Source organism: Streptomyces sp. NPDC002754, assembly GCF_053592315.1.
The window spans coordinates 114,833-141,322 of record NZ_JBSFVM010000002.1 but is presented as its reverse complement, the minus strand read 5'-3'; the positions used below and the strand labels follow the sequence as shown (position 1 = coordinate 141,322).

Below are 26,490 nucleotides of genomic sequence, written 5' to 3'. Positions count from 1 at the left end.
AACGTGTCCGCCCAGCGGCCGGTGCCCGTCCAGCGGCATGGTCGCACCGCACGTCGGCGTGCGCGACTCGCGGCCTACGCCGACAGACCGGCGTACAGGCGCTCCGTGCGCTCGGTCCACACGGCTTCCCCGTACCGCTTCGCGTACACCGCGCGGCAGTGCTCCCGCAGCGTCGGGAAGATCTTGGCGGCCACATCGAGTGCGTCGGGCAGGTGCGCGTCCAGGGTGGTGACCGTACCCGTGCCCTCGGACCGTACGGCACGCGGCACCGCCGACGCCCCGGCCCCCTCGAAGGCCAGCACCGGCAGCCCCGCCGCGAGCGCCTCCGCGTACACGAGCGGCACCGCCCTGCGCGCCCACCGCCCCGGCAGCACGATCCCCCGGTACGCCGGCAGCGCCCGCCTGAGCTCCCCCCGCCCCACGGCCCCGCACATCCGCACCGACGCGGGCGCCGCCGCCCGGCACCGCCCCTCCAGCGGCCCGGACCCGACCATGTCGAGGCGCTCAGCCGCGGGCCAGCGGCGGAGGAGTTCCAGCACGCCCCGGTCCGGCGCAAGCGGGCCGACGCACACCCAGGCGGCACCCGCCTCAACCTCCACCTCCGCCTCCGCCTCCGCCTCCGTCTCCGCCTCCGCCTCCACCTCCGCCTCCGCCCGGGCCTCCGGTTCCGCGACCGTGGGCACGAAGTCGGGCACCACGTCGAGGCGTTCCCGGGGCAGCCCGGCGCGCGCGCACGCGTCCCGGCTCGCCTCCGAGAGGACCACGAGGCGGTCGGCCCGCCGCAGCAGCGGGTCCTGCCGCAGCCCACCACGCGCCGCCCACGGGAACTGCAACGCGGCGAACCGGGAGCCGCGGTGGGGGCCGTGCCGCAGGGTGGCGACCACCGGGCCCGTCCACTCGGTGACCCAGGCGCGGCCGAAGGCCGGGTACAGGTTGTGGACGTGCACGACGTCCGGGCCGAACGCGCGCAGGGTGGCGAGCGGGCCGCGACCTCGCCCGTCCACCGCCACGAGGCGCACCTCGTGCCCGGCGCGGGTGAGCGCGGCGACCTGGTCGAGGACGGCCTCGTCCTCGCCGCCCGGAGCGCCGAACCCGTGCACGACGGCGATCCTCATGGTCAGACCCCGGCCGCGGCGGGCTGCGCGGCGGGCTCGGCGAGCAGCCGCAGCAGCGCGTCGACCGTGTCGCCCACATCCCCGCCCCAGTCCCCGTACCCGTCCTCATCGGAGACGATCAACAGCCGACGGCCGAGCCGGTGAGCGGCCTCGGCGACGGGGCCCGCGCCCACCGCTGCCAGATGGACCACCGCGTCGCAGCGGCCCGCCAGTTCGGCGACGAGCCGGGCGTCGAGGGCCGAGCCGCGCACGAAGCGGAGCCGGGGGCTGGGCCAGGCGGCGGCGAGGTTGGCGCGGCCACCCGTGGACAGGTCGTCGAGGACGACGACGGTGTGTCCCTGAGCGAGCAGCGCGTCGGTGAGGCGCGAGCCGACGAGGCCCGCGCCACCGGTGACCATGTATGTCAAAGGTGCGGTCATCCCCATAAGTTATTCCGCTATGTCCAAATATGGGGTGAATAACACGATCCGCCTTGGAGCCCGCAATAACCCCCGCAGTGATCCACGCAGTGGGACCTGCGCGACACAGATCACCAGCCTGGCGACTACATTGCGCACAGGTAAGTGGGTAGTCTCAGACGGACAACCTAAGTTACCGCTTAGTAACGCAGGCCCGAGGAGCCCCCAAATGCAACTCGCCGCGATCATCGTGTCGCTGGCCCTGATCGTCGTCGGCGTGGCTCTGTTCGCCCGAGCCATCGCGCAGATCTACCGCTACGTGCGGCTCGGCCAGAACGTCCCCGCGGGGACGCGTACCGACGAACCCGTGCAGCGCACCGTCACCGTGGCCAAGGAGTTCCTCGGCCACACCCGCATGAACAAGTGGGGCGTCGTCGGTGTCGCGCACTGGTTCGTGGCGGTGGGCTTCTTCTCGCTGCTGCTGACGATCGTCAATGCCATCGGCCAGCTGTTCGAGGCCGACTGGCTGCTGCCGATCATCGGCGAGTGGGCCCCGTACAACATGTTCGTGGAGCTCATCGGCACCCTGACGATCCTCGGCATCGCCGTACTGATCGCGATCCGCCAGCTGAGCCACCCGCGCAGGCCGGGCCGCAAGTCCCGGTTCGCGGGCTCCAACTTCGGCCAGGCGTACTTCGTCGAGGCCGTCATCCTCATCGTCGGCGTCTGCATCTTCATGCTGCACGCCCTCGAGGGTGCCCAGCACCACGTCGACGGCTACGAGGCCTCGTTCTTCATCTCGTACCCGGTCGTCGACTGGCTCTCGGGCCTGGACCTCTCCACGCTCCAGAACCTCACGTACCTGTTCGCCGGTGTGAAGATCGCGACCTCGTTCATCTGGATGATCACGGTCGCCCTGAAGACCGACATGGGTGTCGCCTGGCACCGCTTCCTCGCCTTCCCGAACATCTGGTTCAAGCGCGAGGCCGACGGCGGTGTCGCGCTCGGCGGGCTCCAGCCGATGACCTCCAAGGGCGAGCCGATCGACTTCGAGGACCCGGGCGAGGACGACGTCTACGGCGTCTCCCAGGTCGAGCACTTCTCCTGGAAGGGCCTGCTGGACTTCTCCACCTGCACCGAGTGCGGGCGTTGCCAGTCGCAGTGCCCCGCGTGGAACACCGGCAAGCCGCTCTCCCCGAAGCTGCTCATCATGTCGCTGCGCGACCACGCGCACGCCAAGGCCCCGTACCTGCTCGCCGGTGGCGGCAAGGACATGGAGGGCAACGAGCAGGCGACCGAGGAGCAGCTGAAGGACGTCCCCGCCGCCGCCCTCGCGGAGGCCGAGCGCCCGCTGATCGGTACCGCCGAGGAGAACGGCGTCATCGACCCGGACGTGCTGTGGTCCTGCACCACGTGCGGCGCCTGCGTCGAGCAGTGCCCGGTCGACATCGAGCACGTCGACCACATCGTCGACATGCGCCGCTACCAGGTGATGATCGAGTCCGCGTTCCCGTCCGAGGCGGGCACGATGCTCAAGAACCTGGAGAAGAAGGGCAACCCCTGGGGCCTGGCGAAGAAACAGCGCCTGGAGTGGCTCAAGGAGCTCGACTTCGAGGTGCCGGTCGTCGGCAAGGACATCGAGGACCTCACCGAGGTCGAGTACCTCTACTGGGTCGGCTGCGCCGGCGCCCTGGAGGACCGGGCGAAGAAGACCACCAAGGCCTTCGCCGAGCTGCTCAACATCGCGGGCGTCAAGTTCGCAATCATGGGCGGCGACGAGAAGTGCACCGGTGACTCCGCCCGCCGCCTCGGCAACGAGCCGCTGTTCCAGCAGCTCGGCCAGGAGAACGTCATGTCGCTGAACATGGCCTTCGGCGAGGAGTACGACGAGGACGGCAAGGTCACCGAGGAGTCCAAGAAGCCCCGGACCGCCAAGAAGATCGTCGCGACCTGCCCGCACTGCCTGAACACGATCGGCAAGGAGTACCCGCAGATCGGTGGGGATTACGAGGTAATCCACCACACGCAGCTGCTCCAGCACCTGGTCGACGAGGGCAAGCTGACCCCGGTCACGCCGGTCGAGGGCATCATCACCTACCACGACCCGTGCTACCTGGGCCGTCACAACAAGATCTACTCCCCGCCGCGCGAGATCATCGCCAGCGTCCCCGGCATCCGCAACGAAGAGATGCACCGCCACAAGGAACGCGGCTTCTGCTGCGGCGCCGGTGGTGCGCGGATGTGGATGGAGGAGCGGATCGGCAAGCGCATCAACAACGAGCGTGTCGACGAGGCGCTTTCGCTGAACCCGGACATCGTCTCCACCGCCTGCCCGTTCTGCCTCGTCATGCTGACCGACTCGGTCAACGGCAAGAAGAACGACGGCAAGGCCAAGGAGTCCGTCACGGTCGTCGACGTGGCCCAACTGCTGCTCGACTCCGTCAGGACACCGGTCGACCCGGCCGGCGAGGCGGAGACCGAGGACGCGCCGGAGCCCGAGCCGGTGAAGTAGACCGGTCGCAGTACGTCCCGGCGGGCGCCCCGTTCCTGGAACGGGGCGCCCGCTTTTGTGGTTTTGGGGGATCCGTACAACCATCACGTGCACCTCACGGGTCACACCAGGGAGCCCACCCCCACGCTCTCACTGGAGTTGACTGTGCAGATCAGAAGAATCGCCGTCGCCACGGGCGTGGCCGCCCTCGTCGCGGGCGGCCTCACCCTGCCCCTCGCGGGGACCGCGACCGCGGCGAGCACGCTCAAGGACGACTTCAACGGCGACGGCTACCGCGACCTCGTCATCGGCACGCCCAAAGCCAACGCCGTGACGGTGACGTTCGGTTCCTCGTCCGGCGTGGGCACCGGCAAGGCCGTGACGATCACGCAGGAGACCGCCGGTGTGCCCGGAGCCACCGAAAAGGAGGACGAGTTCGGGGAGAACGTCACCAGCGGTGACGTCAACGACGACGGCTACGCCGACCTGATCGTCGGCGCCCCCGGCGAACAGGTCACCGACTGGGCGAGCGGCTCGCTGAACGTGGTGTGGGGCGGCGCGAACGGCTTCACCGAGGGCGCCACCGTCTACCACGCGCCCTCCGCCGACGACGAACGCTTCGGCGAGGGCGCCGTCTTCGTCGACCTCGACGGGGACGACCACGCGCAGCTCGCCGTCGTCAGCGCCAAGAAGTACTGGTGGTACTCCGACTCCAACAAGCCCGAGGACGCCTACGCGCCGGAGGTCGAGTTCGTACCGGCCGACGTGACCCTCGAAGGCCTCACCGCCGACCAGTTCCACGGCACGGGCGCAGGCAGGACATACACGTACGTCCTCTACGGAAAGCACGCCGACGGCAGCCCCTACACGGGGTGGGTCGACGGCGGGCCCGGCGACATCGGCTACCACTCCGGGCGGATCGACGGTCAGTTCGCCGGCTCCACCACCGAGGCCGCCGCCACCGGCGACGTGAACTGCGACGGCTACCCGGACCTTGTCACCGGCCAGGCCGACGAGAACTCGGTGTGGGTGTTCTCCGGCGGATCCACCATCTTCACCGACGAGATGGAGGGCATGGACAAGGTCACCCAGGACAGCGAAGGGGTGCCGGGAGCGACGGAGGCCGAGGACCGGTTCGGCGCGTCCGTGGCGGTCGGTGACGCGGACGGCGACGGCTGCGACGAGGTCGCGGTCGGTGCGCCCGGCGAGACCGTCGACGGTGTGCGGGGCACGGGCTCGGCCGTCGTCCTCAAGGGCGGCTCCTCCGGTGTAGCCGGGGGCCGTTCGTACCACCAGGAGACCAGCGGGGTGCCGGGCGTCGCCGAGACCGGTGACCGCTTCGGGTCCACGGTCCGCCTCAAGGACATCAGCGGGGACGGCCGCGCGGACCTGTCCGTCGCCGCGTCCGGCGAGGACATCGGCTCGGCGGCCGACGCGGGCGCCGTCACGGTGCTGCGGGGCTCGTCGCCGTACCCGACGACGAGCGGCGCGACCTCGTTCAACGGCTCGGACTTCGGCCTCCCCGGCGCGGGCATCTCGTTCGGTACGTCCCTGCGCTGACGGCCCCGTCCCCGCCCCTGCCATCATGTGGCTGTAGTCAACTCATGGGACGGGCGGGGGCGTTGTCGATGGGGACATGTCGATGGGGGCGTTGTTGATGCCGGGTCACATACGAAGAAGCGGCGGGGTCGTCCTGTGCGCGGTGCTGCTCGCCGCCGCGCTCACGGCGTGCGGCAGCGGTGACGGCGGCGACGGGGGCGGTGCCCACCGGCCCGTGACCGTCGCGGGAAAGCAGCAGCGGAGCGCGCCGTTGCCGGTCCCGCGCGGCAAGGGCAGCAAGCTCCCGAGCGACTTCAACGGGGACGGCGCCCCCGACCTCGTCCTCGACGACCTCGCCCACGACGGGCTCGGCGACGACCCCGGCATCGGCATCGTCTACGGCAGGAAGGGCCACGGACTCGTCGACGGGACCCGGCAGTTGCTGACCCCGGCGAAGTACGCGGCACGGACCAAGGGGCGGGCCCCGGCGACGTTCGCGTCGGAGGCGAGCTGCGACCTCGACCGGGACGGCTACGCCGACCTCGTGGTGTCGACGGACCCGCCGTACGACGGCCAGGGCATGCCGCCGGTCCCGCTCCAGATCCTCTTCGGCTCGCCCACCGGGATCTCCGGCAAGGGCGTCACGCTGAGGATCCCCGCGCGGGCCAGGTTCGGCAACGAATGGCCCGACCAGCCGGTCTGCGGGGACTTCGACGGCGACGGCAGGAACGACCTGGTGGTGCACGCGAGCGGGGGGCGGCTCAGCGTGCTGCCGGGCCCGTTCACGCGCGCGGGCGCCCCGCGCGGCGCCACCGGCATCGCGCAGCCTGGCGGAAACGTTCCGACGGGCCCCGCCGCCGACCTGAACGGCGACGGCGCCGACGACGTCATGGTCCGCGCCCACGCGGGCACGGCACGCTCCGCCGTCGCCCTCGGCGGCCCGGACGGCTTCACGAAGGGCGCCACGTACCCGGCGGGCACGGATGCCGCCCTCGGCCGCTCCGGGGCGGCGGTCCTCACCAAGGACGGCCTCAAGCTGTACGCGCCCGGGGGCACGGCCACCCGCACCGTCCGGGTCACCGGGGACCGCCTCGCCGCGGCGGACCTGAACGGCGACGGCCGCATGGACCTGGCCGTGTCGGACGCCTCGGACCGCGTGCACCTCGTCATCGGCACGGGCAAGCCCCGGCGGGCCCCGGCGAAGGGCCACGTGATCGCGGTCGCGGACTACGACGGGGACGGCCGCGACGACCTCGCCCTGCAACACACCGCCGCCACCACGGACAAGGTAACGATCCTCTCCGCAGGCCGAACCACCCCTCAACCCCCCTTCTCCACAACCCTGTTCACCCCCTGACACCACGAGGCTCCATATGGAGCCCCTGCGCCGCTTGAGCAGACCTCTCAAGCCCCTGCGCCGCTTGAGCAGATCTTCCAAGCCCTGCGCCGCTTGAGCAGGCCTCTCAAGCCCCTGCGCCGCTTGAGCAGACCTTTCAGCCCCTGCGGCGCTTGAGCAGATCTTTCAAGCCCCTGCGGCGATTGAGCAGGCCCGTCCGGCAGGACTTTCGGGAAGGGGCGGGGTGGGGCAGACGAATAGCCCCGCCACCACGTACAACCCTCCCGCCCCATGAACAGTCTCCTGTTAGCCGACCGCAGGCCAACGCCGGACACAACTCCGGCCGAACGCCAGTGAAACGGCACCCCGTTGACGGGACGACCCCCAGCCGTCCCCTTCTCGCAGGAGCCAACCGAATGGCCAAGCACAGACGTACCCCCGCCCCGTCCAAGGCCGGCCTCCGCCTCGCCATGGCCACCGCCACGGCCGCCGCCCTGACCGGCGGGCTCTTCGTCGCCACGGCGGGCACCGCGACCGCGGCCACGCCCGGCGTCGCCGCCTCCGACGCCGACTTCAACGGCGACGGTCTGGCCGACGTCGCCACCTCCGCACCGCTCGCCTACGTGGCCGGCCACGCCGGTGCCGGACAGGTCAGCGTCCTGTACGGCGGCGGCAAGCACACCACCATCAGCCAGAACTCCACCGGCGTGCCCGGTGCGGCCGAGGCCAACGACGGCTTCGGCTCCGCCACCGCCTACGGCGACTTCAACAGCGACGGCTACGACGACCTGGTCGTCGGCACCCCCGGCGAGGACGTCGGCACCGACAAGGACGGCGGCACCGCGGCCATCCTGTGGGGCTCCGCGAACGGCCTGAACGGCGGCAAGACCGGCAAGACGCTCACCGACCCGCGCGCCTCGAAGCACGACGCCTTCGGCGCCCGCCTCGCGGCCGGCGACTTCGGCGACGTCGGCACGGACCAGATCGCCATCGCCACACCCAACTCGGCCACCATCGCCATCGGTTCGGTGAGCGTCGACGAGACCTGGCGCACCACGACGGCCCCCGTGCAGAGCGGCACCGCCGGCGTCGGCATCCACAACCTGCACTCCGGCGACGTCAACGGCGACAACATCGACGACCTGCTCGTCAACGGCTTCGAAGCCGACTCCGACATGGGCTGGAACGCCAACTACTACCTGCCCGGGTCGACCAGCGGCCTCCAGCCGTCCGCCGCGGTCAAGCTGCCCGCCGGCGTGATCACAGACATCGGCGACGTCGACAGTGACGGCTACGGCGATGTCGTCATCGGCCTGGAGTGGGACACCGACTCCGGCGTCCCCGGCGCCCAACTGGGCGGCGCCGTCAAGATCGCCCACGGCTCCGCGAGCGGCCCGGTCGCCTCCACCGTCCAGACCATCGACCAGGACACCTCCGGCGTCCCCGGCGGCGGTGAGACCGGCGACGACTTCGGCGGCGAGCTCGACCTCGGCGACATCAACGGCGACGGCCACCTCGACCTCGTCGTCGGCTCCGTCGGCGAGAACCTCGCCGGGGTCGCGGACGCGGGTGCCATCACCGTCCTGTACGGCAAGGCCGACGGCTCCGGCATCACCGGCGCGGGCGCCAAGCTCTACAGCCAGAACACCCCGGGCGTCCCCAACTCCGATGAGAAGGACGACAACTTCGGCTCCGACGTCCACGTCGACGACCTCAACGACGACGGCCGCGGCGACGTGATCGTGGGCGCCCTGGGCGAGAACGGCGGCAACGGCGCGGTCTACGCCCTGACCTCCAAGGCCGACGACACCCTGTCCGGCTCCGCCGGCACCTACGTCTCGACCCTCGGCATCTCCGGCTCCGGCACCCCGCTGCTCGGCGCCAACTTCGCCGACTGACGCACCCTCCCGGGCATCCCCTAGGGGATGTCACAGCTCAGCCGCAATGCCGGGCCCGAACCCCGGGCCCGGCATCGTGGTCCCGGAAACCAGGTACGTTCGAGTACGTGGCTGGATTCAGGAACGGACGCGGCCGGGACAACCGCGAAGCGCCCCAGGGGCCCCCTCCGTACGCACCCCCTCAGCAGCAGCACGGGTACGGACAGCAACAGCAGCAGCAGTGGCCGCAGGCCAACGGTGGACACGCCGGACAGCGCGGGCACGGTGAGCCGGAGTACTTCGGCGACCCGAACGCGCCCCGCGCCCACGACCCGTACGCGGCGAACAACCCCGGTCACACCCAGGCGTTCACGGTGAACCCGGACGACGGGGCCCCGTACGCGTACAACCAGGGCGCCACCTACCAGGCGGGCGCGGCGGCGGGCCCGGCCGGGCCGATCGGCCCCCGCCTGCACTGGAAGCCGCTGCTGTCCGGGATCGTGCTGCGCCCCTCGGCCACGTATCTCCAGATGCGCGACTACGCGATGTGGGGCCCGGCCCTGATCGTCACGTTCCTCTACGGGCTCCTGGCGATCTTCGGCTTCGACGGCGCCCGCGAGGACGTCATCAACGCCACGATGTCCTCGGCGATCCCGTACGTCCTGACGACCGGCATCGCGATCACGATCAGCTTCTTCGTGCTCGGCGTGGTCACCCACACCCTGGCCCGCCAGCTCGGCGGCGACGGCGCCTGGCAGCCCACGGTCGGCCTGTCCATGCTGATCGGCTCCCTCACGGACACGCCGCGCCTGATCTTCGGCATGTTCCTCGGCGGCGACGCGATGTTCGTCCAGCTCATCGGCTGGGCGACGTGGATCGCGGCGGGTGCCCTGCTGACCACGATGGTCTCCAAGTCCCACGACCTGCCCTGGCCGAAGGCGCTCGCCGCCTCGGCGATCCAGCTGATCGCACTGCTCTCGATCATCAAACTGGGCACGTTCTAGGACGCGCAACGCGAAAAGGGGCCCCAGGGGCCCCTTTTCCGTGTGCGGCGGCTCAGGCGTCGAGAACCTGCCCGTCGCGCTTCACGACCGGCGGCTCGACACTCCACGGGAAGTTGATCCACTCATCGGTCCGCTTCCACACGTACTCGCACTTCACGAGCGAGTGGGACTTCTCATAGACGACGGCCGAGCGGACCTCCGCCACGGTGTCGAGGCAGAAGTCGTGGACGAGCTTCAGCGTCTTGCCGGTGTCCGCGACGTCGTCGGTGATCAGGACCTTCTTGTCGCTGAAGTCGATCGCGTTCGGCACGGGCGCGAGCATGACCGGCATCTCCAACGTGGTCCCCACCCCCGTATAGAACTCCACGTTCACCAGGTGGATGTTCTTCACATCCAACGCGTACCCGAGCCCACCGGCGACGAAGACGCCGCCGCGCGCGATGCTCAGGATGATGTCGGGCTCGTACCCGTCGTCGGCGACGGTCTGCGCGAGCTCGCGCATCGCGACCCCGAACTTCTCGTACGTAAGGTTCTCGCGCTCGGGGTTCACGCCGTCACTCATGTCGCTGCTGCTCACACCTGGGTCCGATGGAAGTTGAGGAAGGAACGGGAGGCGGTCGGCCCGCGCTGCCCCTGGTAACGCGAACCGTAGCGCTCGCTGCCGTACGGGAACTCGGCGGGTGAGGACAGCCGGAACAGGCACAGCTGCCCGATCTTCATGCCCGGCCACAGCTTGATCGGGAGCGTCGCGAGGTTCGACAGCTCCAGCGTCACGTGGCCACTGAACCCGGGGTCGATGAACCCGGCGGTGGAGTGCGTGACGAGGCCGAGCCGCCCGAGCGAGCTCTTGCCCTCGAGCCGCGAGGCGAGATCCTCGGGCAGGGAGATGACCTCGTACGTCGACGCGAGCACGAACTCGCCGGGGTGCAGGATGAAGGGCTCGTCACCCTCCGGCACCACCGTCCGCGTCAGCTCCGCCTGCTCGACGCTCGGGTCGATGTGCGGGTACTTGTGGTTCTCGAACACCCGGAAGTAGCGGTCGAGCCGCACATCGATGCTCGACGGCTGAACCATGGATTCGTCGTAGGGATCGATCCGGACCCGTCCGGAGTCGATCTCGGCCCGGATGTCCTTGTCTGAGAGAAGCACGTAGCGAGGATACGCAGAGCGCGCGTGCCCACCACAATCGGCGGGCCCGCGCGCTCTGTCGCTGGTGCTTGCTCTTACCGCTCGTCCGGTCCCACAGGAACGGCGTGCCGAAGTCGCGCGCACCGCGGACACCGAATAAGCCGGCTTGGACCGAGACGGTCCGCCTGCTGCATCGGGAACGAAGCGGTGCTGAACACGTGCCCTTCGGCACATCGGACGACGGTGCGATCCATCGAGTCCATCAAGTCCCGGAGTCCCTTCCCCACGGAGCCATTGGGCCAGTTTCCTGACCGACGACGAAAGGCAACATTACGGGATGAAAGGGACGCCAATCCAGGCGGCACCCCGAGGCGAATCGTCCTCGGCCGGAATCCCCACCGTACGCCCCAACTCCCCTTACCCGCAGTCACTTCCGCCCCGCACAACGCAGCCGGGCCCCGGGGGCTTCGACGCCCGGGGCCCGGCATGGGGTACAGTGTCGCCAGTACGGATCGCCTCAACGGCCGTACCGCGCGGGTGTAGTTTAATGGTAGAACATAAGCTTCCCAAGCTTAGAGCGCGAGTTCGATTCTCGTCACCCGCTCCATCAGCTCAAGCAGCCAAGGCCCAGGTCACCGACCGGGGCCTTTTTGCTGTCCGCATCCGATCAGTCGTCGCGTGCCACATCCGTGCCAGAAGCATGACGGCATGGCGCCCCCATCCGAACCCATGACGGTCTCAAGCTCACCGACGCACCGGGTAGCCAGTCAGCGTGCCTCTGTCGCCAGCTTGAGGCCGAGGCCGACCAGGACACCAGCGGAGATCCGGTCCAGCCACCGCTTCACCCGCTGCCGCAACAGAAGTCGCCGAGCCTTCGAGGCCGCCCACACCAGCGGCGAATACCAAAGGACGCCCACGGTGAGGTGAATGGCCACCAGGAGGAACCCCCACGCACCCGAGGACGGGCCGTGTGGCATGAACTGCGGCAGCACACTCATGTAGAACACGCCAACCTTCGGATTCAGAAGGTTCGTCACCATGCCGGCCCGAAGCGCCGCCAGCGCTCCCGTCGTCGCCGGAGCTTCGTCCTGCTCGCCCACCGCCGCTGCGGATCGATTACGCGGGAGCGTCCTCCACAACGCCGAACCGCCGAGCCACAGGAGGTACGCGGCACCCAGGACACGCACCACGTTGTAGGCGAGCTGCGATGCGGTGAGCAGTGCGCTCAGGCCGACGATGGAGGCAGTGCCCCAGGCCAGGCAGCCGAGCGTGATCCCGGCGATCACCGTAAGTCCGGCGCGACGCCCGCCGAGCATCGTGTGCCGCAGTACGAGCATGGTGTCGAGCCCCGGAGTCATCACTCCCAGCAGTGCGACAAGCATCCACCCCAACAGTGAAGCACTGGACATGCCCAACCCCCCTATTTTTCCGCCGACTTGAACCGAGCGCGAGTTCGATTCTCGTCACCCGCTCCACCAGAAACCCCCAGGTCATCGACCCGGGAGTTCTTTGTTGTCTGGACCGATTCAGCGCTCGCGCACCATCTCATCCAGGCCGGCCGCGAGCGGTGCCGTCAGCGCCATCGACCCGACCAGCAGGCCGAGTACCGCCGACAGCATGCCAAGCAGACGCAGGCGTGTGAGCCTCCGTCCGCTTCCGGGTCTCCACCAGCTCCGCTGCGCCCGTTATGGCACGCCATCCGATTGACGGCCTATCAGGCATTTCGCCCGCCCGGCGGCACGGCTCAGCCGGACAGTGCCCTCCCGTACGCGCCCTCGCTCTGCCGCACCCCGCTGCAGTTGGTGGCCGCGTCGTCCGTGTCCGTGCCCGACTCGCACGGCGCGTCGCGGAACGTCGCCCACGTCGAGACCCACGCGATGCCCTTCTTCTCCGCGAAGGTCCGCAGCTGTGCCGCGTCCGCGAGCGTGAACGTCTCGCCGTCGATGTCGTTCACGCCGAGCATCGAGGTGAGCGCCATGCCGCGCCAGGCCTTCTCGTCGGAGAGGCCGAAGACCTTTTCCAGCTGTGTGTGGGTGGCCTTGGCCGCGGTGCGGGCGTAGTCGCTCATGTCCCCCTGGTAGGACTCGCCGTAGTTCATGGTCATGATGTTGACCGTGGAGACCTGGACGGACTGATTGTTGGCGGCTTCGAGGAGGTCGACGCTGTCGTCGTCCAGGCCGGAGGGCATCACGGGCAGTGTGAAGGTGACGTCCACGTCGCGCTGCTTCTGCAGCAGCGCGATCGCCTCGGCCCGCCGGGTGTTCGCGGCGGAGTCCTTCAGGGTGTCGCCCTCGATGTCGAAGTCGGCGTGCGTGGCGCCGCCCGCCGCGTCCAGCGCCTCGGCGTAGGCGGCGGCCAGGTCGGACGCGGTGTCGCAGGTCGTGGCGAGCTCGCTGCCGGAGGCGCCACCGAAGGAGACGCGGAGCGTGCCGTCGGAGGAACTGAGCTTCTTGATACGGGAGGTGACCCCGGCAGCGTCGATCTTCGAGTGCCCGCCCCAACTGGGCGTGCAGCCCGTGCCGTTGGCGACGACGAAGGCGAGGTTGTACGCGTCGGGAGAGCCGGCCGAGTCGGTGGCGTAGGCGGTCGAGGCGCTGACGTACGGGGCGTAATCGGTGTCGGAGGGGGCCGCGGACCGGGTCGCGGACCGGGTGTCGGACGACGTGGCGCAGCCCGCGCACCCGAGCACGACCAGGGCCAGCATTCCGGCGGCGGACTTCAGCGGAATCGGCATACGGAGAACCTCGCACCCGAAACTGTGCCAACCGGCCTTCTCCACCCAGGGATTGCACAGACAAGACCAGGCACAACGACCGATACTCCCCCAGTCGCCCAGGCCTCTGACAGTCTTCTCCCGATCTCACGGACAGCTGACAAGAAACGCTCAGCACCGGCAACAGAAGCCTTCCTACGCTGCACGGAATGCGCCCCGATGTCGTTCTCGAAACCCCTTCCGCAGGTCGCGGTCGTCGCCGTAAACCCCGCCGCACTCCTGTCGACGGCCCCGTGTTCGTCGACTCCTCCGGCCGCAGAGCACGGCTGCTGCGCCGCTTCGGTATCGCCGTGTGCGTCGGCTGCGCGGGCTACGTGACGCTGCTGTGTCTCGCGTTCATGGGCGTCGGCATCCCGCTGACCTCCTCGGACCTGCTGCCCTTCGGTGACGCGGGCAACGGCGACCGGGCTCCCGCCGGGCCCCGGCTCGGGGCGCCGAACGGCACGGTTCCGGACGCCCCGTCCGCGACCCCGTCCTCCTCCGCCTCCATCAGCGCCGGGCAAGGGGGCCCGGCCCAGTGATGTCCCCGACGACGAAGACGCCCTCCGCACGCAGCCGGCGGCACGCCAACCCGAGCCGGATCGCTCGCATGCGAGGCCGGGCCGCGGCGCTCCAACGCCCGCGCACCCTGCTGGCGTTGACCCTCCTGCTCGCGCTGACCTGCGCGCTGCTGCTCGACGGCTACGTACGCGGCGAAGTGTTCAACGACAAGCGGGTCCGCGACGGCGCCGCCTACGACCAGGTGTCGGAGTCCACCCTGGAGTCCGGTCCGATCTGGACCTCACGCAACGGGAAGGTCCAGTCCGAGTCCGTCCCCGACAAGACCATCGTGCTCACCTTCGACGACGGCCCGAACGCCCAGTACACGTCCAAGGTCCTCGACATCCTCGACGAGAACGACGTGCCCGGCACGTTCTTCCTCGTCGGCTCGATGGCCGCGCGCTACCCGAGCCTGGTGAAGCAGACGGTCGACCAGGGCAACGAGGTCGGCATCCACACGTTCTCGCACGTGGATCTCTCGTACCAGTCCGACGCACGTCTCAAGCGTGAGCTGAAGCAGACCCAACTGGCGATCGCGGGCGCGTCGGGCGTCACCACGACGCTGTTCCGTGCGCCGTACTCGTCCGAGACCGACGCCATCGACAACTACAGCGTGGGGATCTACAAGAAGGTCGCCAAGCTGGGCTACACCAGCGTGTTCATCGACACCGACAGCGACGACTGGAAGCAGCCGGGCGTCAAGAGCATCGTCAAGACGGCCACCCCCAAGTCCGGCGAGGGTGCCTCGGTGCTCTTCCACGACGCGGGCGGCGACCGTGACCAGACGCTGAAGGCGCTGCCGCAGTACATCAAGAAGATGAAGGCCAAGGGCTACACCTTCACCACGGTGAGCGGCGCCCAGGCCATGAACCAGCAGGCGCGGGCGAAGGCCCAGGAGAAGGCCGACGCCAAGGCCGCCGGTGCCGAGGCAGGGGGTGCCAAGGCCGTGGGTGGCGGTCCGAACGGGATGCCGGGCGCCCGCGAGCAGGACCTCGACCCCACCTCCACCGCCGTCGAGCAGTCCGCCATGCACCAGGCGACCGGCTCCACGCTGTACGTCGGCAAGTCCCTCATCGTGGCCACCGCCATCGCCGAGTGGACGATGCCGGTGCTCTCCGGATTCCTGGCCGTCGTCGGCGTCGCCGTCATGGCCCGGTTCCTGCTGATGCTGGTCGTGGCCCGCCGCCACTACCGGCAGCGCAACGAGCCCTCCTTCTCCTGGGGGCCGCCCGTCACCCGCCCGGTGAGCGTGATCGTGCCCGCGTACAACGAGAAGGAGTGCATCGCGAACACGGTGAACTCGCTCATGGACAGCACCCACCCGATCGAGGTCATCGTCGTCGACGACGGCTCTTCGGACGGCACCGCGGACATCGTCGAGTCCCTCGGCCACCCGAACGTCCGCGTCGTCCGGCAGGAGAACGGCGGCAAGCCCGCGGCCCTCAACAACGGTGTGCGCCATGCCTGTTACGACATCGTCGTGATGATGGACGGCGACACGGTCTTCGAGCCGGACACCGTCGCCAAGCTCGTGCAGCCCTTCGCCGACCCCGAGGTGGGCGCCGTCTCCGGCAACGCCAAGGTCGGCAACCGGGACACGCTCATCGGCTCCTGGCAGCACATCGAGTACGTGATGGGCTTCAACCTCGACCGCCGCATGTACGACACACTGCGCTGCATGCCCACCATCCCGGGCGCCATCGGCGCGTTCCGGCGGGACGCGGTGCTCGGCGCCGGCGGGATGAGCGAGGACACGCTCGCGGAGGACACCGACATCACCATCGCCATGCACCGGGCGGGTTGGCGCGTCGTGTACGAGGAGCACGCGCGGGCCTGGACGGAGGCGCCGGGTTCGTTCAAGCAGCTCTGGTCGCAGCGCTACCGCTGGTCGTACGGCACGATGCAGGCGCTGTGGAAGCACCGGAAGTCCCTGACGGACAAGGGGCCTTCGGGACGCTTCGGACGAGTCGGGATGCCGCTGGTCGTCCTCTTCCAGATCTTCACGCCGGTCTTCGCGCCGCTCATCGACGTGTTCACCGTCTACTCGATGATTTTCGTCGACTTCCAGGCGTCACTGTTGGCGTGGCTGGCGGTGCTGGGCGTCCAACTGGCCTGCGCAGCCAATGCGTTCAAGCTCGACAAGGAGAAGTACCGCTACCTCCTGATGCTGCCGCTGCAACAGTTCGCGTACCGGCAGATGATGTACCTCGTCCTCATCCACTCCTGCGTCACCGCCCTGACGGGTGGCCGACTGCGCTGGCAGAAGCTGAAGCGCACGGGCGAGGTCGGGACGCCGACGGCCGGTACGGGAGCGGGCCGGTGATCGAGGACACTCCGACGCGGGAACTGCGCGCGGTGAGCGGGCCGCCGGCTCCCGTGAGCGCCCCGACTCCCGTACGGGACCGGTACTTCGACGCCCTGCGCGCGGTCGCACTGGTCCGCGTCGTCACGTACCACTGCTTCGGCTGGGCCTGGGCGGGTCTGCTGTTCCCCTCCATGGGCGTGATGTTCGCGCTCGCCGGATCGCTGATGGCCCGTTCGCTCCAACGGCCCGCGCTCTCGGTGATCCGCAGCCGGATGCGGCGGCTGCTCGTGCCGTTCTGGGCGTGGGGCGCCGTCGTCGTGGCGGCGATGCTGGTCCATGGCTGGATGCCCGGCTGGCGGATCGTCTACTGGGTCGTCCCCCTCGGCGATCCGCCGGGCAACGCCTGGGGTGAGCAGGCCTGGGAGATCCTCTGGTACCTGCGCTGCTACCTGTGGTTCGTGCTGCTGTCGCCGCTGCTGCTGCGGGTGTTCCGGTGGGCGCCGGTTCCTGTCCTGCTGGCCTCGCTCGTGCCGATCGCGTTCTTCGACGACGCCGGGGGCGTCACCGATTTCTGCATCTTCGTCTTCTGCTGGCTGCTCGGATTCGCGCACCGGGAAGGGCTGTTGGAGCGGTGCAAGCCGACGCCGGTCGTGCTGTTCTCGCTGGCCGCGCTCGCGTTCGGCGGCTGGTACGCGTTCGCCCACCAGGGCGAGTACGGGACGTACGACCTGGACGATGTGCCGCTCGCGCAGGCCTTCTGGTCGGCCGGGTTCGTCACGCTGCTCTTCTACGCGAAGGTGCTGTGGCGGATCGACTTCGCGTGGCTCGCCCGGTACCGGCGGCTCGACCGGGTCGTCACCGTGTTCAACGCGCGGGCCGTCACGATCTACCTCTGGCACGAGATCGCGCTGATCCTCGCGGTGCCGCTCGTTGACACGTTCTGGAACGTGCCGGCGTTCGAGAGGTGGCTGCCGCTGGAGAGCCAGTGGTTTCTGTTCGGCGTCGGGTGGCTGCTGATCGCTGTCGCTGTGCCGATGTGGGGGTGGGTGGAGGACGTCGCGGCGAAGCGGGCGCCGCGGCTGCTGCCGTAGGCGTCTCCTACGCCACGGGGCTCCGCCCCGGACCCCGCGCCTCAAACGCCCGCGGGGCTGAAAGAATGGGGCTCCGCCCCGGGCCCCGCGCCTCGAGCGCCGACGGGGCTGGATGTGCTCAATCGCCGCACGGGCTTGATGTGGCCGTACCGCCGAAAGGGGCCGGTTCACCTGGGCCACGAGCCCCCGGGCCTACCCGGCAGTTCCGGGTGTGCCAAGGGGGCGGTCCGGCCCTCGTCCAGGAACAGCACCCGGTCCGCGTACGGGGCCAGTGTCAGGTCGTGGGTGATCAGGATCGTCGTGCGGTCCCGCATCAGGTGGCGCAGCGGCTCCACGACGCGGTGGGCCGACTCCGCGTCGAGGCCCGTGGTCGGCTCGTCGAGGACCAGGACCGGGGAGGGCCTCAGCATGGCGCGTGCGATGGCGACGCGCTGGAGCTGGCCACCGGAGAGCGCCGCCGTGCCGGGGGCGATCTCCGTGGCGTAGCCGTCGGGGAGCGCGGTGATGAAGGCGTGCGCGTCGGCGTCCCGTGCCGCCCGCTCGACCTCCGCGTCGCTCGCACCCGGGCGGCCCGCCGCGATGTTCTCGCGGATGGTGCCGTGCAGGACGTGGGTGCGTTGCGGGAGCAGGGTGATCCGGTCGCGGACGTCCGTGAGCGACAGTTCGGGCAGCGGAACCCCGTCCAGGCGGACGACTCCGGAGGTCGGGTCGTAGAACCGGACGAGGAGCTGGGTGAGCGTGGACTTGCCGGCGCCGCTGGGCCCGGTGACGAGGACGAGTTCGCCCGGTTCGGCGGCCATTGTCACGTCGTGCAGTGCGGCTTGGACGGTGTCCGGGTATTGATGGGTGACGTGGTCGAGGGTGATGCGGCCTGGATGAGCACATTCAAGCCCCGCCGGCGCTTGAGGCGCGGGGTCCGGGGCGGAGCCCCGAGGCGTGGGAACCGCTGGGTCCGACACCGCCGGGCGCGCGTCCAGGATCTCCGCGAGGCGGCGCGCTCCCGCCGTCGCCGCCGTGAGCGTGAGTCCGAGCTGCCCGAGGTCCCGGACGGGTGGATACAGGTAGCCGATGAACGCGGCGAAGGCCAGCAACTGGCCGAGGGTGAGGCGCTGTTGGGAGATCTCCCACGCGCCGAGCCCGATCACCGCAAGCACGCACACCGTCTCGACGACCTGGACCAGCTGCTCGTACATCTCGGTGGCCCGCGCCCCGCGCACGGACGCGCGCATCCAGTTGCGGGCCTCGGTGGCCAGGCGCTGTTCCTCGGCGCGGTGCCGGTTGTAGGCCTGGGTGAGCTCGATGTTGCCGAGGGACTCCTCGACGACGGAGGTGATCGCGCCCTCGGCGGCGCGTTCGTCGCGGGCCGCGCGTCCGATGCGGCCGGAGAAGCGGCGGGCGGCCAGCAGGAACAGCGGGGCCAGCACGAAGGTGACCAGGGCCAGGTCCCAGCGCAGCCAGAGGGCAGCCGCCCCGTAGAAGAGAGCGGAGAAGACGGCGGACACGGTGCCGACCACGCCTGACACGACCATCTGCTCGATGGCCTCCACATCTCCGGTGAGCCGGGACACGAGATCGCCCCGTCGGTGTTTTCTGAAGAAATGCGGCGGCAATTCCTGGAGGTGTGAGAAAACTTTCGCCCGCAGCCGCATGACAAATCTCTCGGCGGTCCATACGGCGAGCGAATTGCCCGCGTATCCGACGAGCGCGCCGACGGCGGCCGCGCCGAGCCAGGCGAGCGCGGGCCCCCAGAACGCGGACGGCGACCCGGCCTGCAGCGCATGGTCGGTGATCTCCGCGAACAGCAGGATCGCGGCGGTCTCGGCGAGCGCCGCCACGATCACGCAGCCGACGATCACGACGAGCCGCCCACGGTCACCCCGGGTCAGTGGCCAGAAGCGCCGGAACGCCTCCGTGATGTCACGTGTGCCGCGCATGGACAGGGTCAACTCCCGGGCAGGAACCGGACAGGGAAGAGCAGAGGCGGGGCCGCCGGAAGGGACGGCCCCGCCTCTCGGTGAGGGGAACGGGTCAGCGCTTGCCGCCGACCGGACGACGCTTCGCGTGCGCCTTCGGGGCGCCCTTCTTCGGCTGCGCGTGCCGCTTGGCCGGGGCGGCCGGGGTGGCGCCCTTGCGGTTCTTGGCGACGGGGGCAATCTTGTGGAAGCTCATGGCGTTCTCCTAGAATTTCTGGGTCAATTCACTGTTTTTCTTTTCCGCCGGCGTTGTTCGTCGGCGACATGGAAAACACTACCGGGCCGAAAAGAGTGACCGGAACCAATTTCGTTTAGAGGTTGGTTAATTGCGAATGAGTCGGTTTCTCATAAGGAAAAACCGGCCGGAGGGACGGATCAATGGAGATCACCCGTAGACGTCTGCTGAGCGTGCTGGCCGCGAGTGGGGTGCTGGCCGCCGTGCCCGTACGGTGGGCGAGTGCCGATGAACTCGCCGTGGGCGCAGAGCAGTTGCTCGCCAATACGGTGGCCATGTTCGCGGGCACCGCCGAGTCCAACTCCCGTAAGGAGACCGCAGCCAAGCTCGCCGCGATCGAGAAGACGGCGCGCGCGAATCTCGCGGCGATGGACGCGGCGAGCGGTGACGGTGAGCTGTTCAAGGGGCTGCCGCTCGGAAGCAGCGATCCGAACCTCAACACCACGTATCAGAAGGTCTACGAGATCGCGCTGGCCACGCGGACGTCGGACGCCTCGGACATCCCCCGTGCCCGCGTCGTCGACGCGTTGACGTGGCTGCACGAGAAGTACTACGGCGACCAGTCCACCGGCTATTACGGCAACTGGTTCACCTGGGAGATAGGCGTCTCGCAGCACGTCAGCCGGACGCTGGTGCTGCTCGGGGACGCCGCCCCCGCCGAGCTGACCAGCACCTACATCGCCTCCATGGACGCGTATCTGCGCAGCGGCAAGGACGGCGACGTCGACCTCGACTCGCGGTTCCACACCGGTGCCAACCTCGCCGACATCACCACCAACCGCATCCTCCAGGGCGCGCTGACGGGCGACGAGGCCCGTATCCGCAAGGCGCTCACCGATCAGCTGACCGTCTTCGCGACGGTCGATCCGTACCGGCTCCAGCACGGCGTCACCGACGGGCACTACGCCGACGGCTCCTTCATTCAGCACTCCTCCGTCGCGTACACGGGCTCGTACGGGAAGGGGCTGCTCACGCGCGTGATCCAGACGCTGAAGCTGCTGGACGGGACGGGCTTCGCGTACGGCGAGGAACTCGTGCCCACCGTGCACAAGTGGGTGCGCGACGGGTTCGCTCCGCTGATCTTCGAGGGCTGGATGATGGAGGCGGTGAAGGGGCGGGCCGTGTCGCGCACGGGCAGCGGCTACGCCGATTCCGCCACGATCGTCGAGGGCGTCGTCGACCTCGCGTCGCTGTCGACGGGGGAGGAGGCAGGGGCCCTCAAGGCGTACGTGAAGCACATCCGGGCCACGTCGAAGGCGAGCCTGGACCCGGCGACGTTCGTCTCGCCGCTCAGCATCGTCCGGTACGCCGACATCCTCGCGGACCCCGACGTCCGCCCGGCCGACCTCAACCCGCCTGCCCGCTCCGTGGCCTTCAACGCGATGGACCGGACCGTTCACCGCCGTCCCGGTTACGCGTTCACGCTCTCCCGCAGTTCGCGGCGCATCAGCAAGTACGAGTACATGAGCGGCGAGAACCTGATGCCGTGGTTCCAGGGGGACGGGGCTCATTATCTGTACCTGGCGGGGCAGGATCAGGCGACGTCCTTCGGCGTCGACTACTTCACCGCCGTCTCCCCGTACGGGCTCGCGGGCGTGACCGCTCCCGTCGAACACCGGGGAACGGTACCGGAGTTGTACGAAGGCAAGCTGTTCTACGACAACCCGGACCACCCCCTGAACTTCACTGCGTCCAGCGAATCGCAGAACAAGTACGTGTACTTCCCGACGGCCACGCAGGCGTACTCGGGCGGCGCGGTGCTGGACGGTGTGTACGGCGCGGTCGGGTGGGTCGCCTCCGACGATGTGCCGTGGCGGGACAAGCGGGCGGGGGTGCTGCCGGACGACTTCGTGGCGTATCGCGGGGCGCGGGCCACGAAGTCGTGGTTCCTGCTGGATGACGAGATCGTGGTGCTCGCGGCGGGGGTCGGGGACGCTCCCGGTGGCGGGCGGGCCGTGACGACGACCGTCGACGCGCGCGTGGCGCCCGCGGGCGACGCGGTGACCGTGGCCGAGGGCGACGGATGGGTGCGCTGGGCGGACGGTTCGCGGGACGCGGCGGTCGGCTACGTCCGGCTCGCCGGGCCCGTCGCGAAGGCGCGGCTCGACACGGTGACGCGCAGCCGTCGCGTCGTACGCACCTCGAACCCGGACACGGCGGTGACGAAGCGGGTGTTCTCGCTGACGGTCGAGCAGGCGGCCGGGGCCAAGCCCGCCTCCTTCGCCTACGCGTTGCTGCCGAACGCCTCGGAGGCGGCGGTGCGCGCGTACAAGGGTGCGCGCGTGCTCGCGAACACCTCGCGGATGCAGGCCGTGGGCCACGACGGGCTCGGGCTCACGGGGGTGAACACCTTCGCCGGCGGCGCGCACCGGGTCGCGGGGCTCGACGTCGAGGGTCCGGCGTCCGTGCTCGTGCGCCGGCGGGACGGCGGGGTCACCGTCGCGGTGTCCGACCCCACCACCGAACGGGACACCGTCACGCTCGTGTTGCGCGGCCGCCGCCTGCGCAAGGCCGACGGCGACGACGTGGTGCGCGTCAGCACCGTGCCGGGCGGCACCCGGCTCGACGTCGACACGCACCACGCGTACGGACGGAGCTTCGCCGTGACGCTGCGGCGGTGAGGGTGGGGCCTACTCGTCCGCCTCCAGGTCGCCCTCCGACTCCAGGTACACCTGGCGGAGGGCCTCCAGCGTCTGCGGGTCCGGCTTCTCCCACATGCCGCGCGACTCGGCTTCGAGCAGGCGCTCCGCGATGCCGTGCAGGGCCCACGGGTTGTTCTCCGTGAGGAACTGGCGGTTCGTCTCGTCGAGGACGTACGTCTCGGTCAACTTGTCGTACATCCAGTCGGCGATGACGCCGGTCGTGGCGTCGTAGCCGAACAAGTAGTCCACCGTCGCGGCGAGTTCGAAGGCGCCCTTGTAGCCGTGGCGGCGCATCGCCTCGATCCACTTGGGGTTCACGACGCGGGCCCGGAAGACGCGGGAGGTCTCCTCGACGAGCGTGCGGGTCTTGACCGTCTCCGGGCGGGTGGAGTCGCCGATGTACGCCTCGGGGGCGGTTCCGCGCAGCGCGCGCACGGTGGCGACCATGCCGCCGTGGTACTGGAAGTAGTCGTCCGAGTCGGCGATGTCGTGCTCGCGGGTGTCGGTGTTCTTGGCGGCGACCGCGATGCGCTTGTAGGCGGTCTCCATCTCCGTACGGGCGGACCTTCCGTCGAGTCCGCGGCCGTACGCGTATCCGCCCCACACCGTGTAGACCTCGGCGAGGTCGGCGTCCGTGCGCCAGTCCTTGGAGTCGATCAGCTGGAGGAGACCGGCGCCGTACGTACCCGGGCGCGAGCCGAAGATACGGGTCGTGGCGCGGCGTTCGTCGCCGTGCTCGGCGAGGTCGGCCTGGGCGTGGGCCCGTACGTAGTTGTGCTCGGCGGGCTCGTCGAGGGACGCGGCGAGGCGGACCGCGTCGTCGAGGAGGCCGATGGTGTGCGGGAACGCGTCGCGGAAGAAGCCGGAGATCCGGAGGGTGACGTCGATGCGGGGTCGGTTCAGCTCCTCGTACGGGATCGGCTCCAGGCCGGTGACGCGGCGCGAGGCGTCGTCCCAGACGGGGCGGATGCCGAGGAGGGCGAGGGCCTCCGCGATGTCGTCGCCGGCGGTGCGCATGGCGCTTGTGCCCCACAGGGACAGGCCCACGGAGGTGGGGTATTCGCCGTTGTCGTCCTTGTACCGGGTGAGGAGGCTCTCGGCGAGGGCCTGCCCCGTCTCCCAGGCGAGCCGACTCGGCACGGCCTTCGGGTCGACGGAGTAGAAGTTCCGCCCGGTCGGCAGCACGTTCACGAGCCCTCGGAGCGGCGACCCACTCGGCCCTGCGGGTACGAAGCGGCCGTTCAGCGCGCGGACGGCGTGATCCAACTCGTCCGTCGTGGCACCCAGCCGGGGCACAACCTCGCGGGCGGCGAAGTCCAGGATCGCGGAAACGGGGTCGGGCCCGTCGTTATCGGTGCGCGGCACCGTGGTCCGCCTTGCCCACCCTGCCGCCCCAGGCGGCAGATTGCCCAAGGCGGGGGCGGCGGCATCGCCCCCTTCGGCGTCGGCGGGGTCGGGCAAATCAAGCCCCTGCGGCGATTGAGCAGGCTCTTCAAGCCCCGCCGGCGTTTGAGGCGCGGGGTCCGGGGCGGAGCCCCGAGACGTGGGGGCAGCTGTGGCGATTGCTTGCGGTACCGCGTCCGGGGACCAGTCGGCCGCCTCCATGGCTTCCACCAAGGACCGGGCCATGGCCTCCACCTCGTCCGCCGCGACGCGGGTCGCAGCCGACTCGTCCAGGCCGAGCGCCTCCCGCAACCCCGGCAGGGCCTGGTTGCCGCCCCAGATCTGGCGGGCCCGCAGAATCGCGAGGACCAGGTTGACGCGGTCGGCGCCGGCCGGCGCCTGGCCCAGGACGTGCAGACCGTCGCGGATCTGGACGTCCTTGATCTCACAGAGCCAGCCGTCGAGATGCATGATGAACTCGTCGAAGCCCTCGTCCTCGGGCCGGTCCGCGACCCCCAGGTCGTGGTCGAGCTTCGCGGCCTGGATGAGGGTCCAGATCTGGGCGCGGATCGCGGGCAGCTTCGCCGGGTCCATGGCGGCGATCTGGGCGTGCTCGTCGAGGAGTTGCTCGAGCCGGGCGATGTCGCCGTAGGAGTCCGCGCGGGCCATCGGCGGCACCAGGTGGTCGATGAGCGTGGCGTGCACACGGCGCTTGGCCTGCGTGCCCTCGCCGGGGTCGTTGACCAGGAACGGGTAGATGAGGGGCAGATCGCCGAGCGCCGCGTCCGGCCCGCACGCCGCCGAAAGCCCCGCGTTCTTGCCAGGCAGCCACTCCAGGTTGCCGTGCTTGCCGAGGTGGATCATCGCGTCCGCACCGAAACCACCGTCACCGGCCGACGCCGCGATCCAGCGGTACGCCGCCAAGTAGTGGTGGGACGGCGGGAGATCGGGGTCGTGGTAGATCGCGATCGGGTTCTCGCCGAAGCCGCGCGGCGGCTGGATGAGGATGAGCAGATTGCCGCGGCGCAGGGCGGCGAGCACGATGTCGCCCTCGGGGTTGCGGGACCGGTCCACGAACATCTCGCCGGGCGGCGGCCCCCAGTGCCGCTCGACGCCGTCCCGCAGCTCCTGCGGCAGCGTCGCGTACCAGCGCTTGTAGTCGGCGGCCGGGATGCGGACCGGGTTCTTCGCGAGCTGCTCCTCGGTCAGCCACTCCTGGTCGTGGCCGCCCGCGTCGATGAGCGCGCGGATCAGCTCGTCGCCGTCGCCGGAGGCGAGGCCGGGGATCTCGGCCGTGTCCCCGAAGTCGTAGCCCTCTTCGAGGAGTCGGCGCAGGATCGCCACCGCGGAGGCCGGGGTGTCCAGGCCCACCGCGTTGCCGATGCGCGAGTGCTTCGTCGGGTACGCGGACAGGACGAGCGCGAGCTTCTTGTCCGCCGCCGGGATGTGCCTGAGGCGCGCGTGGCGCACCGCGATCCCGGCCACCCGGGCCGCCCGCTCGGGGTCGGCGACGTAGGCCGGGAGCCCGTCCTCGTCGATCTCCTTGAAGGAGAACGGGACGGTGATGAGGCGGCCGTCGAACTCCGGCACCGCGATCTGGCTCGCGGCGTCCAGCGGCGAGACGCCCTCGTCGTTCGCCTCCCAGTCGGCGCGGGAGGAGGTCAGGCACAGGGCCTGGAGGATCGGGACGTCGAGCTGCGTGAGCGCGCCCGCGTCCCAGGACTCGTCGTCGCCTCCGGCGCTCGCCTGAGCGGGCTTCGTGCCGCCGGCCGCGAGGACCGTCGTGACGATCGCGCCGACCGGGCGCAGGGCGTCGATCAACTCCGGTTCGGGGGCGCGGAGGGACGCGACGTACAGCGGCAGGGGGCGGGCGCCCGCGCGCTCGATCTCGTCGCAGAGGCCGTGCACGAACGCCGTGTTGCCGCTCATGTGGTGGGCGCGGTAGTAGAGCACCGCGACCGTCGGGCCTTCGGCGGTCGAGGGCTCGCGCTCCAACTCGCCCCAGGTCGGCGCGGCGACCGGCGGCTCGAAGCCGTGGCCGGTCAGCAGCACCGTGTCCGAGAGGAAGCGGGCCAGCTGGCCCAGGTTCTCGGGACCGCCGTGCGCCAGGTACTTGTGGGCCTCGGCCGCGATGCCGACCGGCACCGTGGACGTCGCCATCAGCTGGGCGTCGGGGGCCTGTTCACCGGTGAGGACGACCAGCGGGATCCCGGCGGCGGTCAGCCGGTCGATGCCGTCCTGCCAGGCGCGGACGCCGCCGAGGAGGCGTACGACCACCAGGTCCACGCCGTCGAGGAGACCCGGCAGGTCCGTCTCGACGTCGATACGGGAAGGGTTGTCGAAGCGGAAACCGACCGGGGCGTCGGCGGCGTTGGCCGCACGGGCGCTGAGCAGGTCGGTGTCCGACGTCGACAGGAGCAGGAGCTGCTGAGGCATGCGTCGTCTGGCCTTCCTCGGGGTGTCCGCGCCCCGGGTGGTCTTGGGATGGGGTCTCCCCTGCTCGAGGTTGTTCGAGAGCTTGGGGAAAGGAGTTCCTGGCTCACTCCGGCCTGGGGCCGGGGCTCACAGTGGCGGGACCGCGCCGGGTTCGCACCGGGCTTCCTCCTGTGTCGCCGTCGCTGGCGATGTGCGGCGGGCCGGACGGGCCCACCGCGCCTCAT

18 protein-coding genes, 1 tRNA gene and 1 riboswitch are annotated in these 26,490 nt (G+C 70.1%); of the genes, 10 read left to right on the top strand and 9 right to left on the bottom strand.

Going from position 1 to position 26,490, the window contains the following annotated elements; translation table 11 throughout:
• Positions 1–74 precede the first annotated feature (74 nt).
• Complete coding sequence (locus ACWD2L_RS07955) at positions 75–1,205, bottom strand: glycosyltransferase family 4 protein (protein ID WP_351340200.1); 1,131 nt, start codon at positions 1,203–1,205, stop codon at positions 75–77.
• Entirely contained in the window at positions 1,118–1,534 is a 417-nt protein-coding gene (locus ACWD2L_RS07950) for an NAD-dependent epimerase/dehydratase family protein (protein ID WP_351340170.1), read from the bottom strand. Before ACWD2L_RS07950 ends, ACWD2L_RS07955 begins: the two co-directional genes overlap by 88 nt.
• Positions 1,535–1,742: 208 nt before the next feature.
• Between ACWD2L_RS07950 and ACWD2L_RS07945 the strand changes: the two genes are divergently transcribed.
• From ACWD2L_RS07945 to ACWD2L_RS07925, 5 genes are all read left to right on the top strand, one after another.
• Positions 1,743–4,025, top strand: a complete 2,283-nt coding sequence (locus ACWD2L_RS07945) for a (Fe-S)-binding protein (RefSeq protein ID WP_351340172.1) — start codon at positions 1,743–1,745, stop codon at positions 4,023–4,025.
• 144 nt (positions 4,026–4,169) lie between these two features.
• Positions 4,170–5,564 (top strand): FG-GAP repeat protein, encoded by a 1,395-nt coding sequence (locus ACWD2L_RS07940; RefSeq protein WP_351340175.1) that lies wholly within the window; start codon positions 4,170–4,172, stop codon positions 5,562–5,564.
• A 97-nt stretch (positions 5,565–5,661) separates the two neighbouring features.
• Positions 5,662–6,900 (top strand): FG-GAP repeat domain-containing protein, encoded by a 1,239-nt coding sequence (locus ACWD2L_RS07935; RefSeq protein WP_351340178.1) that lies wholly within the window; start codon positions 5,662–5,664, stop codon positions 6,898–6,900.
• Between the two features lie 395 nt (positions 6,901–7,295).
• Positions 7,296–8,777 carry a VCBS repeat-containing protein gene (locus ACWD2L_RS07930; protein ID WP_451187842.1) on the top strand — a complete coding sequence of 494 codons (1,482 nt, stop codon included), beginning with the start codon at positions 7,296–7,298 and terminating at the stop codon, positions 8,775–8,777.
• Between the two features lie 107 nt (positions 8,778–8,884).
• Positions 8,885–9,760: a Yip1 family protein gene (locus ACWD2L_RS07925; protein WP_351340183.1), complete on the top strand. Its 876-nt coding sequence runs from the start codon at positions 8,885–8,887 to the stop codon at positions 9,758–9,760.
• Between the two features lie 52 nt (positions 9,761–9,812).
• Here ACWD2L_RS07925 and ACWD2L_RS07920 read toward each other — a convergent pair whose 3' ends face one another.
• Both ACWD2L_RS07920 and dcd read right to left on the bottom strand, forming a co-directional pair.
• Complete coding sequence (locus tag ACWD2L_RS07920; protein ID WP_351340185.1) at positions 9,813–10,322, bottom strand: phosphoribosyltransferase; 510 nt, start codon at positions 10,320–10,322, stop codon at positions 9,813–9,815.
• Between the two features lie 11 nt (positions 10,323–10,333).
• Positions 10,334–10,909, bottom strand: coding sequence for a dCTP deaminase (gene dcd / locus ACWD2L_RS07915; RefSeq protein ID WP_351340187.1), 576 nt, complete (start codon positions 10,907–10,909; stop codon positions 10,334–10,336).
• 512 nt (positions 10,910–11,421) lie between these two features.
• On the opposite strand from dcd, the gene ACWD2L_RS07910 reads away from it, so the two are divergent.
• Positions 11,422–11,495: transfer RNA gene (locus ACWD2L_RS07910), tRNA-Gly, on the top strand.
• 160 nt (positions 11,496–11,655) lie between these two features.
• Here the strand turns inward: ACWD2L_RS07910 and ACWD2L_RS07905 are convergent.
• Both ACWD2L_RS07905 and ACWD2L_RS07900 read right to left on the bottom strand, forming a co-directional pair.
• Positions 11,656–12,297 (bottom strand): LysE family translocator, encoded by a 642-nt coding sequence (locus tag ACWD2L_RS07905; RefSeq protein ID WP_351340189.1) that lies wholly within the window; start codon positions 12,295–12,297, stop codon positions 11,656–11,658.
• Between the two features lie 335 nt (positions 12,298–12,632).
• Positions 12,633–13,622 carry a chitinase gene (locus ACWD2L_RS07900; RefSeq protein ID WP_351340191.1) on the bottom strand — a complete coding sequence of 330 codons (990 nt, stop codon included), beginning with the start codon at positions 13,620–13,622 and terminating at the stop codon, positions 12,633–12,635.
• A 188-nt stretch (positions 13,623–13,810) separates the two neighbouring features.
• Between ACWD2L_RS07900 and ACWD2L_RS07895 the strand changes: the two genes are divergently transcribed.
• The 3 genes from ACWD2L_RS07895 to ACWD2L_RS07885 are packed head-to-tail and all read left to right on the top strand — an operon-like array spanning position 13,811 to position 17,597.
• Positions 13,811–14,182: a hypothetical protein gene (locus ACWD2L_RS07895; RefSeq protein WP_351340193.1), complete on the top strand. Its 372-nt coding sequence runs from the start codon at positions 13,811–13,813 to the stop codon at positions 14,180–14,182.
• Positions 14,182–16,524 (top strand): bifunctional polysaccharide deacetylase/glycosyltransferase family 2 protein, encoded by a 2,343-nt coding sequence (locus ACWD2L_RS07890; RefSeq protein WP_351340195.1) that lies wholly within the window; start codon positions 14,182–14,184, stop codon positions 16,522–16,524. The genes ACWD2L_RS07895 and ACWD2L_RS07890 overlap by 1 nt, the downstream gene beginning before the upstream one ends.
• Positions 16,521–17,597 carry an acyltransferase family protein gene (locus tag ACWD2L_RS07885; RefSeq protein WP_451187836.1) on the top strand — a complete coding sequence of 359 codons (1,077 nt, stop codon included), beginning with the start codon at positions 16,521–16,523 and terminating at the stop codon, positions 17,595–17,597. Before ACWD2L_RS07890 ends, ACWD2L_RS07885 begins: the two co-directional genes overlap by 4 nt.
• 167 nt (positions 17,598–17,764) lie before the next feature.
• Here ACWD2L_RS07885 and ACWD2L_RS07880 read toward each other — a convergent pair whose 3' ends face one another.
• Together ACWD2L_RS07880 and ACWD2L_RS07875 are read right to left on the bottom strand one after the other, a co-directional pair.
• Positions 17,765–19,531 carry an ABC transporter ATP-binding protein gene (locus ACWD2L_RS07880; protein WP_351340198.1) on the bottom strand — a complete coding sequence of 589 codons (1,767 nt, stop codon included), beginning with the start codon at positions 19,529–19,531 and terminating at the stop codon, positions 17,765–17,767.
• Positions 19,532–19,625: 94 nt separating this feature from the next.
• Positions 19,626–19,766 (bottom strand): hypothetical protein, encoded by a 141-nt coding sequence (locus tag ACWD2L_RS07875; protein WP_351338597.1) that lies wholly within the window; start codon positions 19,764–19,766, stop codon positions 19,626–19,628.
• A 182-nt stretch (positions 19,767–19,948) separates the two neighbouring features.
• On the opposite strand from ACWD2L_RS07875, the gene ACWD2L_RS07870 reads away from it, so the two are divergent.
• Positions 19,949–22,426, top strand: coding sequence for a polysaccharide lyase family 8 super-sandwich domain-containing protein (locus tag ACWD2L_RS07870; RefSeq protein WP_351338599.1), 2,478 nt, complete (start codon positions 19,949–19,951; stop codon positions 22,424–22,426).
• Between the two features lie 9 nt (positions 22,427–22,435).
• Here ACWD2L_RS07870 and cobN read toward each other — a convergent pair whose 3' ends face one another.
• A complete protein-coding gene (gene cobN, locus ACWD2L_RS07865) occupies positions 22,436–26,266 on the bottom strand; it encodes a cobaltochelatase subunit CobN (RefSeq protein WP_351338601.1) in 3,831 nt (1,276 codons plus the stop codon).
• Between the two features lie 92 nt (positions 26,267–26,358).
• Positions 26,359–26,455, bottom strand: a riboswitch (cobalamin riboswitch).
• Between the last annotated feature and the right edge of the window lie 35 nt (positions 26,456–26,490).

Coding starts and splice junctions, on each gene's coding strand:
- ACWD2L_RS07950 (WP_351340170.1), bottom strand. CDS start 1,534: ATGACCGCACCTTTGACATACATGGTCACCGGTGGCGCGGGCCTCGTC.
- ACWD2L_RS07945 (WP_351340172.1), top strand. CDS start 1,743: ATGCAACTCGCCGCGATCATCGTGTCGCTGGCCCTGATCGTCGTCGGC.
- ACWD2L_RS07935 (WP_351340178.1), top strand. CDS start 5,662: ATGCCGGGTCACATACGAAGAAGCGGCGGGGTCGTCCTGTGCGCGGTG.
- ACWD2L_RS07930 (WP_451187842.1), top strand. CDS start 7,296: ATGGCCAAGCACAGACGTACCCCCGCCCCGTCCAAGGCCGGCCTCCGC.
- ACWD2L_RS07920 (WP_351340185.1), bottom strand. CDS start 10,322: ATGAGTGACGGCGTGAACCCCGAGCGCGAGAACCTTACGTACGAGAAG.
- ACWD2L_RS07905 (WP_351340189.1), bottom strand. CDS start 12,297: ATGTCCAGTGCTTCACTGTTGGGGTGGATGCTTGTCGCACTGCTGGGA.
- ACWD2L_RS07900 (WP_351340191.1), bottom strand. CDS start 13,622: ATGCCGATTCCGCTGAAGTCCGCCGCCGGAATGCTGGCCCTGGTCGTG.
- ACWD2L_RS07895 (WP_351340193.1), top strand. CDS start 13,811: ATGCGCCCCGATGTCGTTCTCGAAACCCCTTCCGCAGGTCGCGGTCGT.
- ACWD2L_RS07890 (WP_351340195.1), top strand. CDS start 14,182: ATGTCCCCGACGACGAAGACGCCCTCCGCACGCAGCCGGCGGCACGCC.
- ACWD2L_RS07880 (WP_351340198.1), bottom strand. CDS start 19,531: ATGCGCGGCACACGTGACATCACGGAGGCGTTCCGGCGCTTCTGGCCA.
- ACWD2L_RS07875 (WP_351338597.1), bottom strand. CDS start 19,766: ATGAGCTTCCACAAGATTGCCCCCGTCGCCAAGAACCGCAAGGGCGCC.
- ACWD2L_RS07870 (WP_351338599.1), top strand. CDS start 19,949: ATGGAGATCACCCGTAGACGTCTGCTGAGCGTGCTGGCCGCGAGTGGG.
- cobN (WP_351338601.1), bottom strand. CDS start 26,266: ATGCCTCAGCAGCTCCTGCTCCTGTCGACGTCGGACACCGACCTGCTC.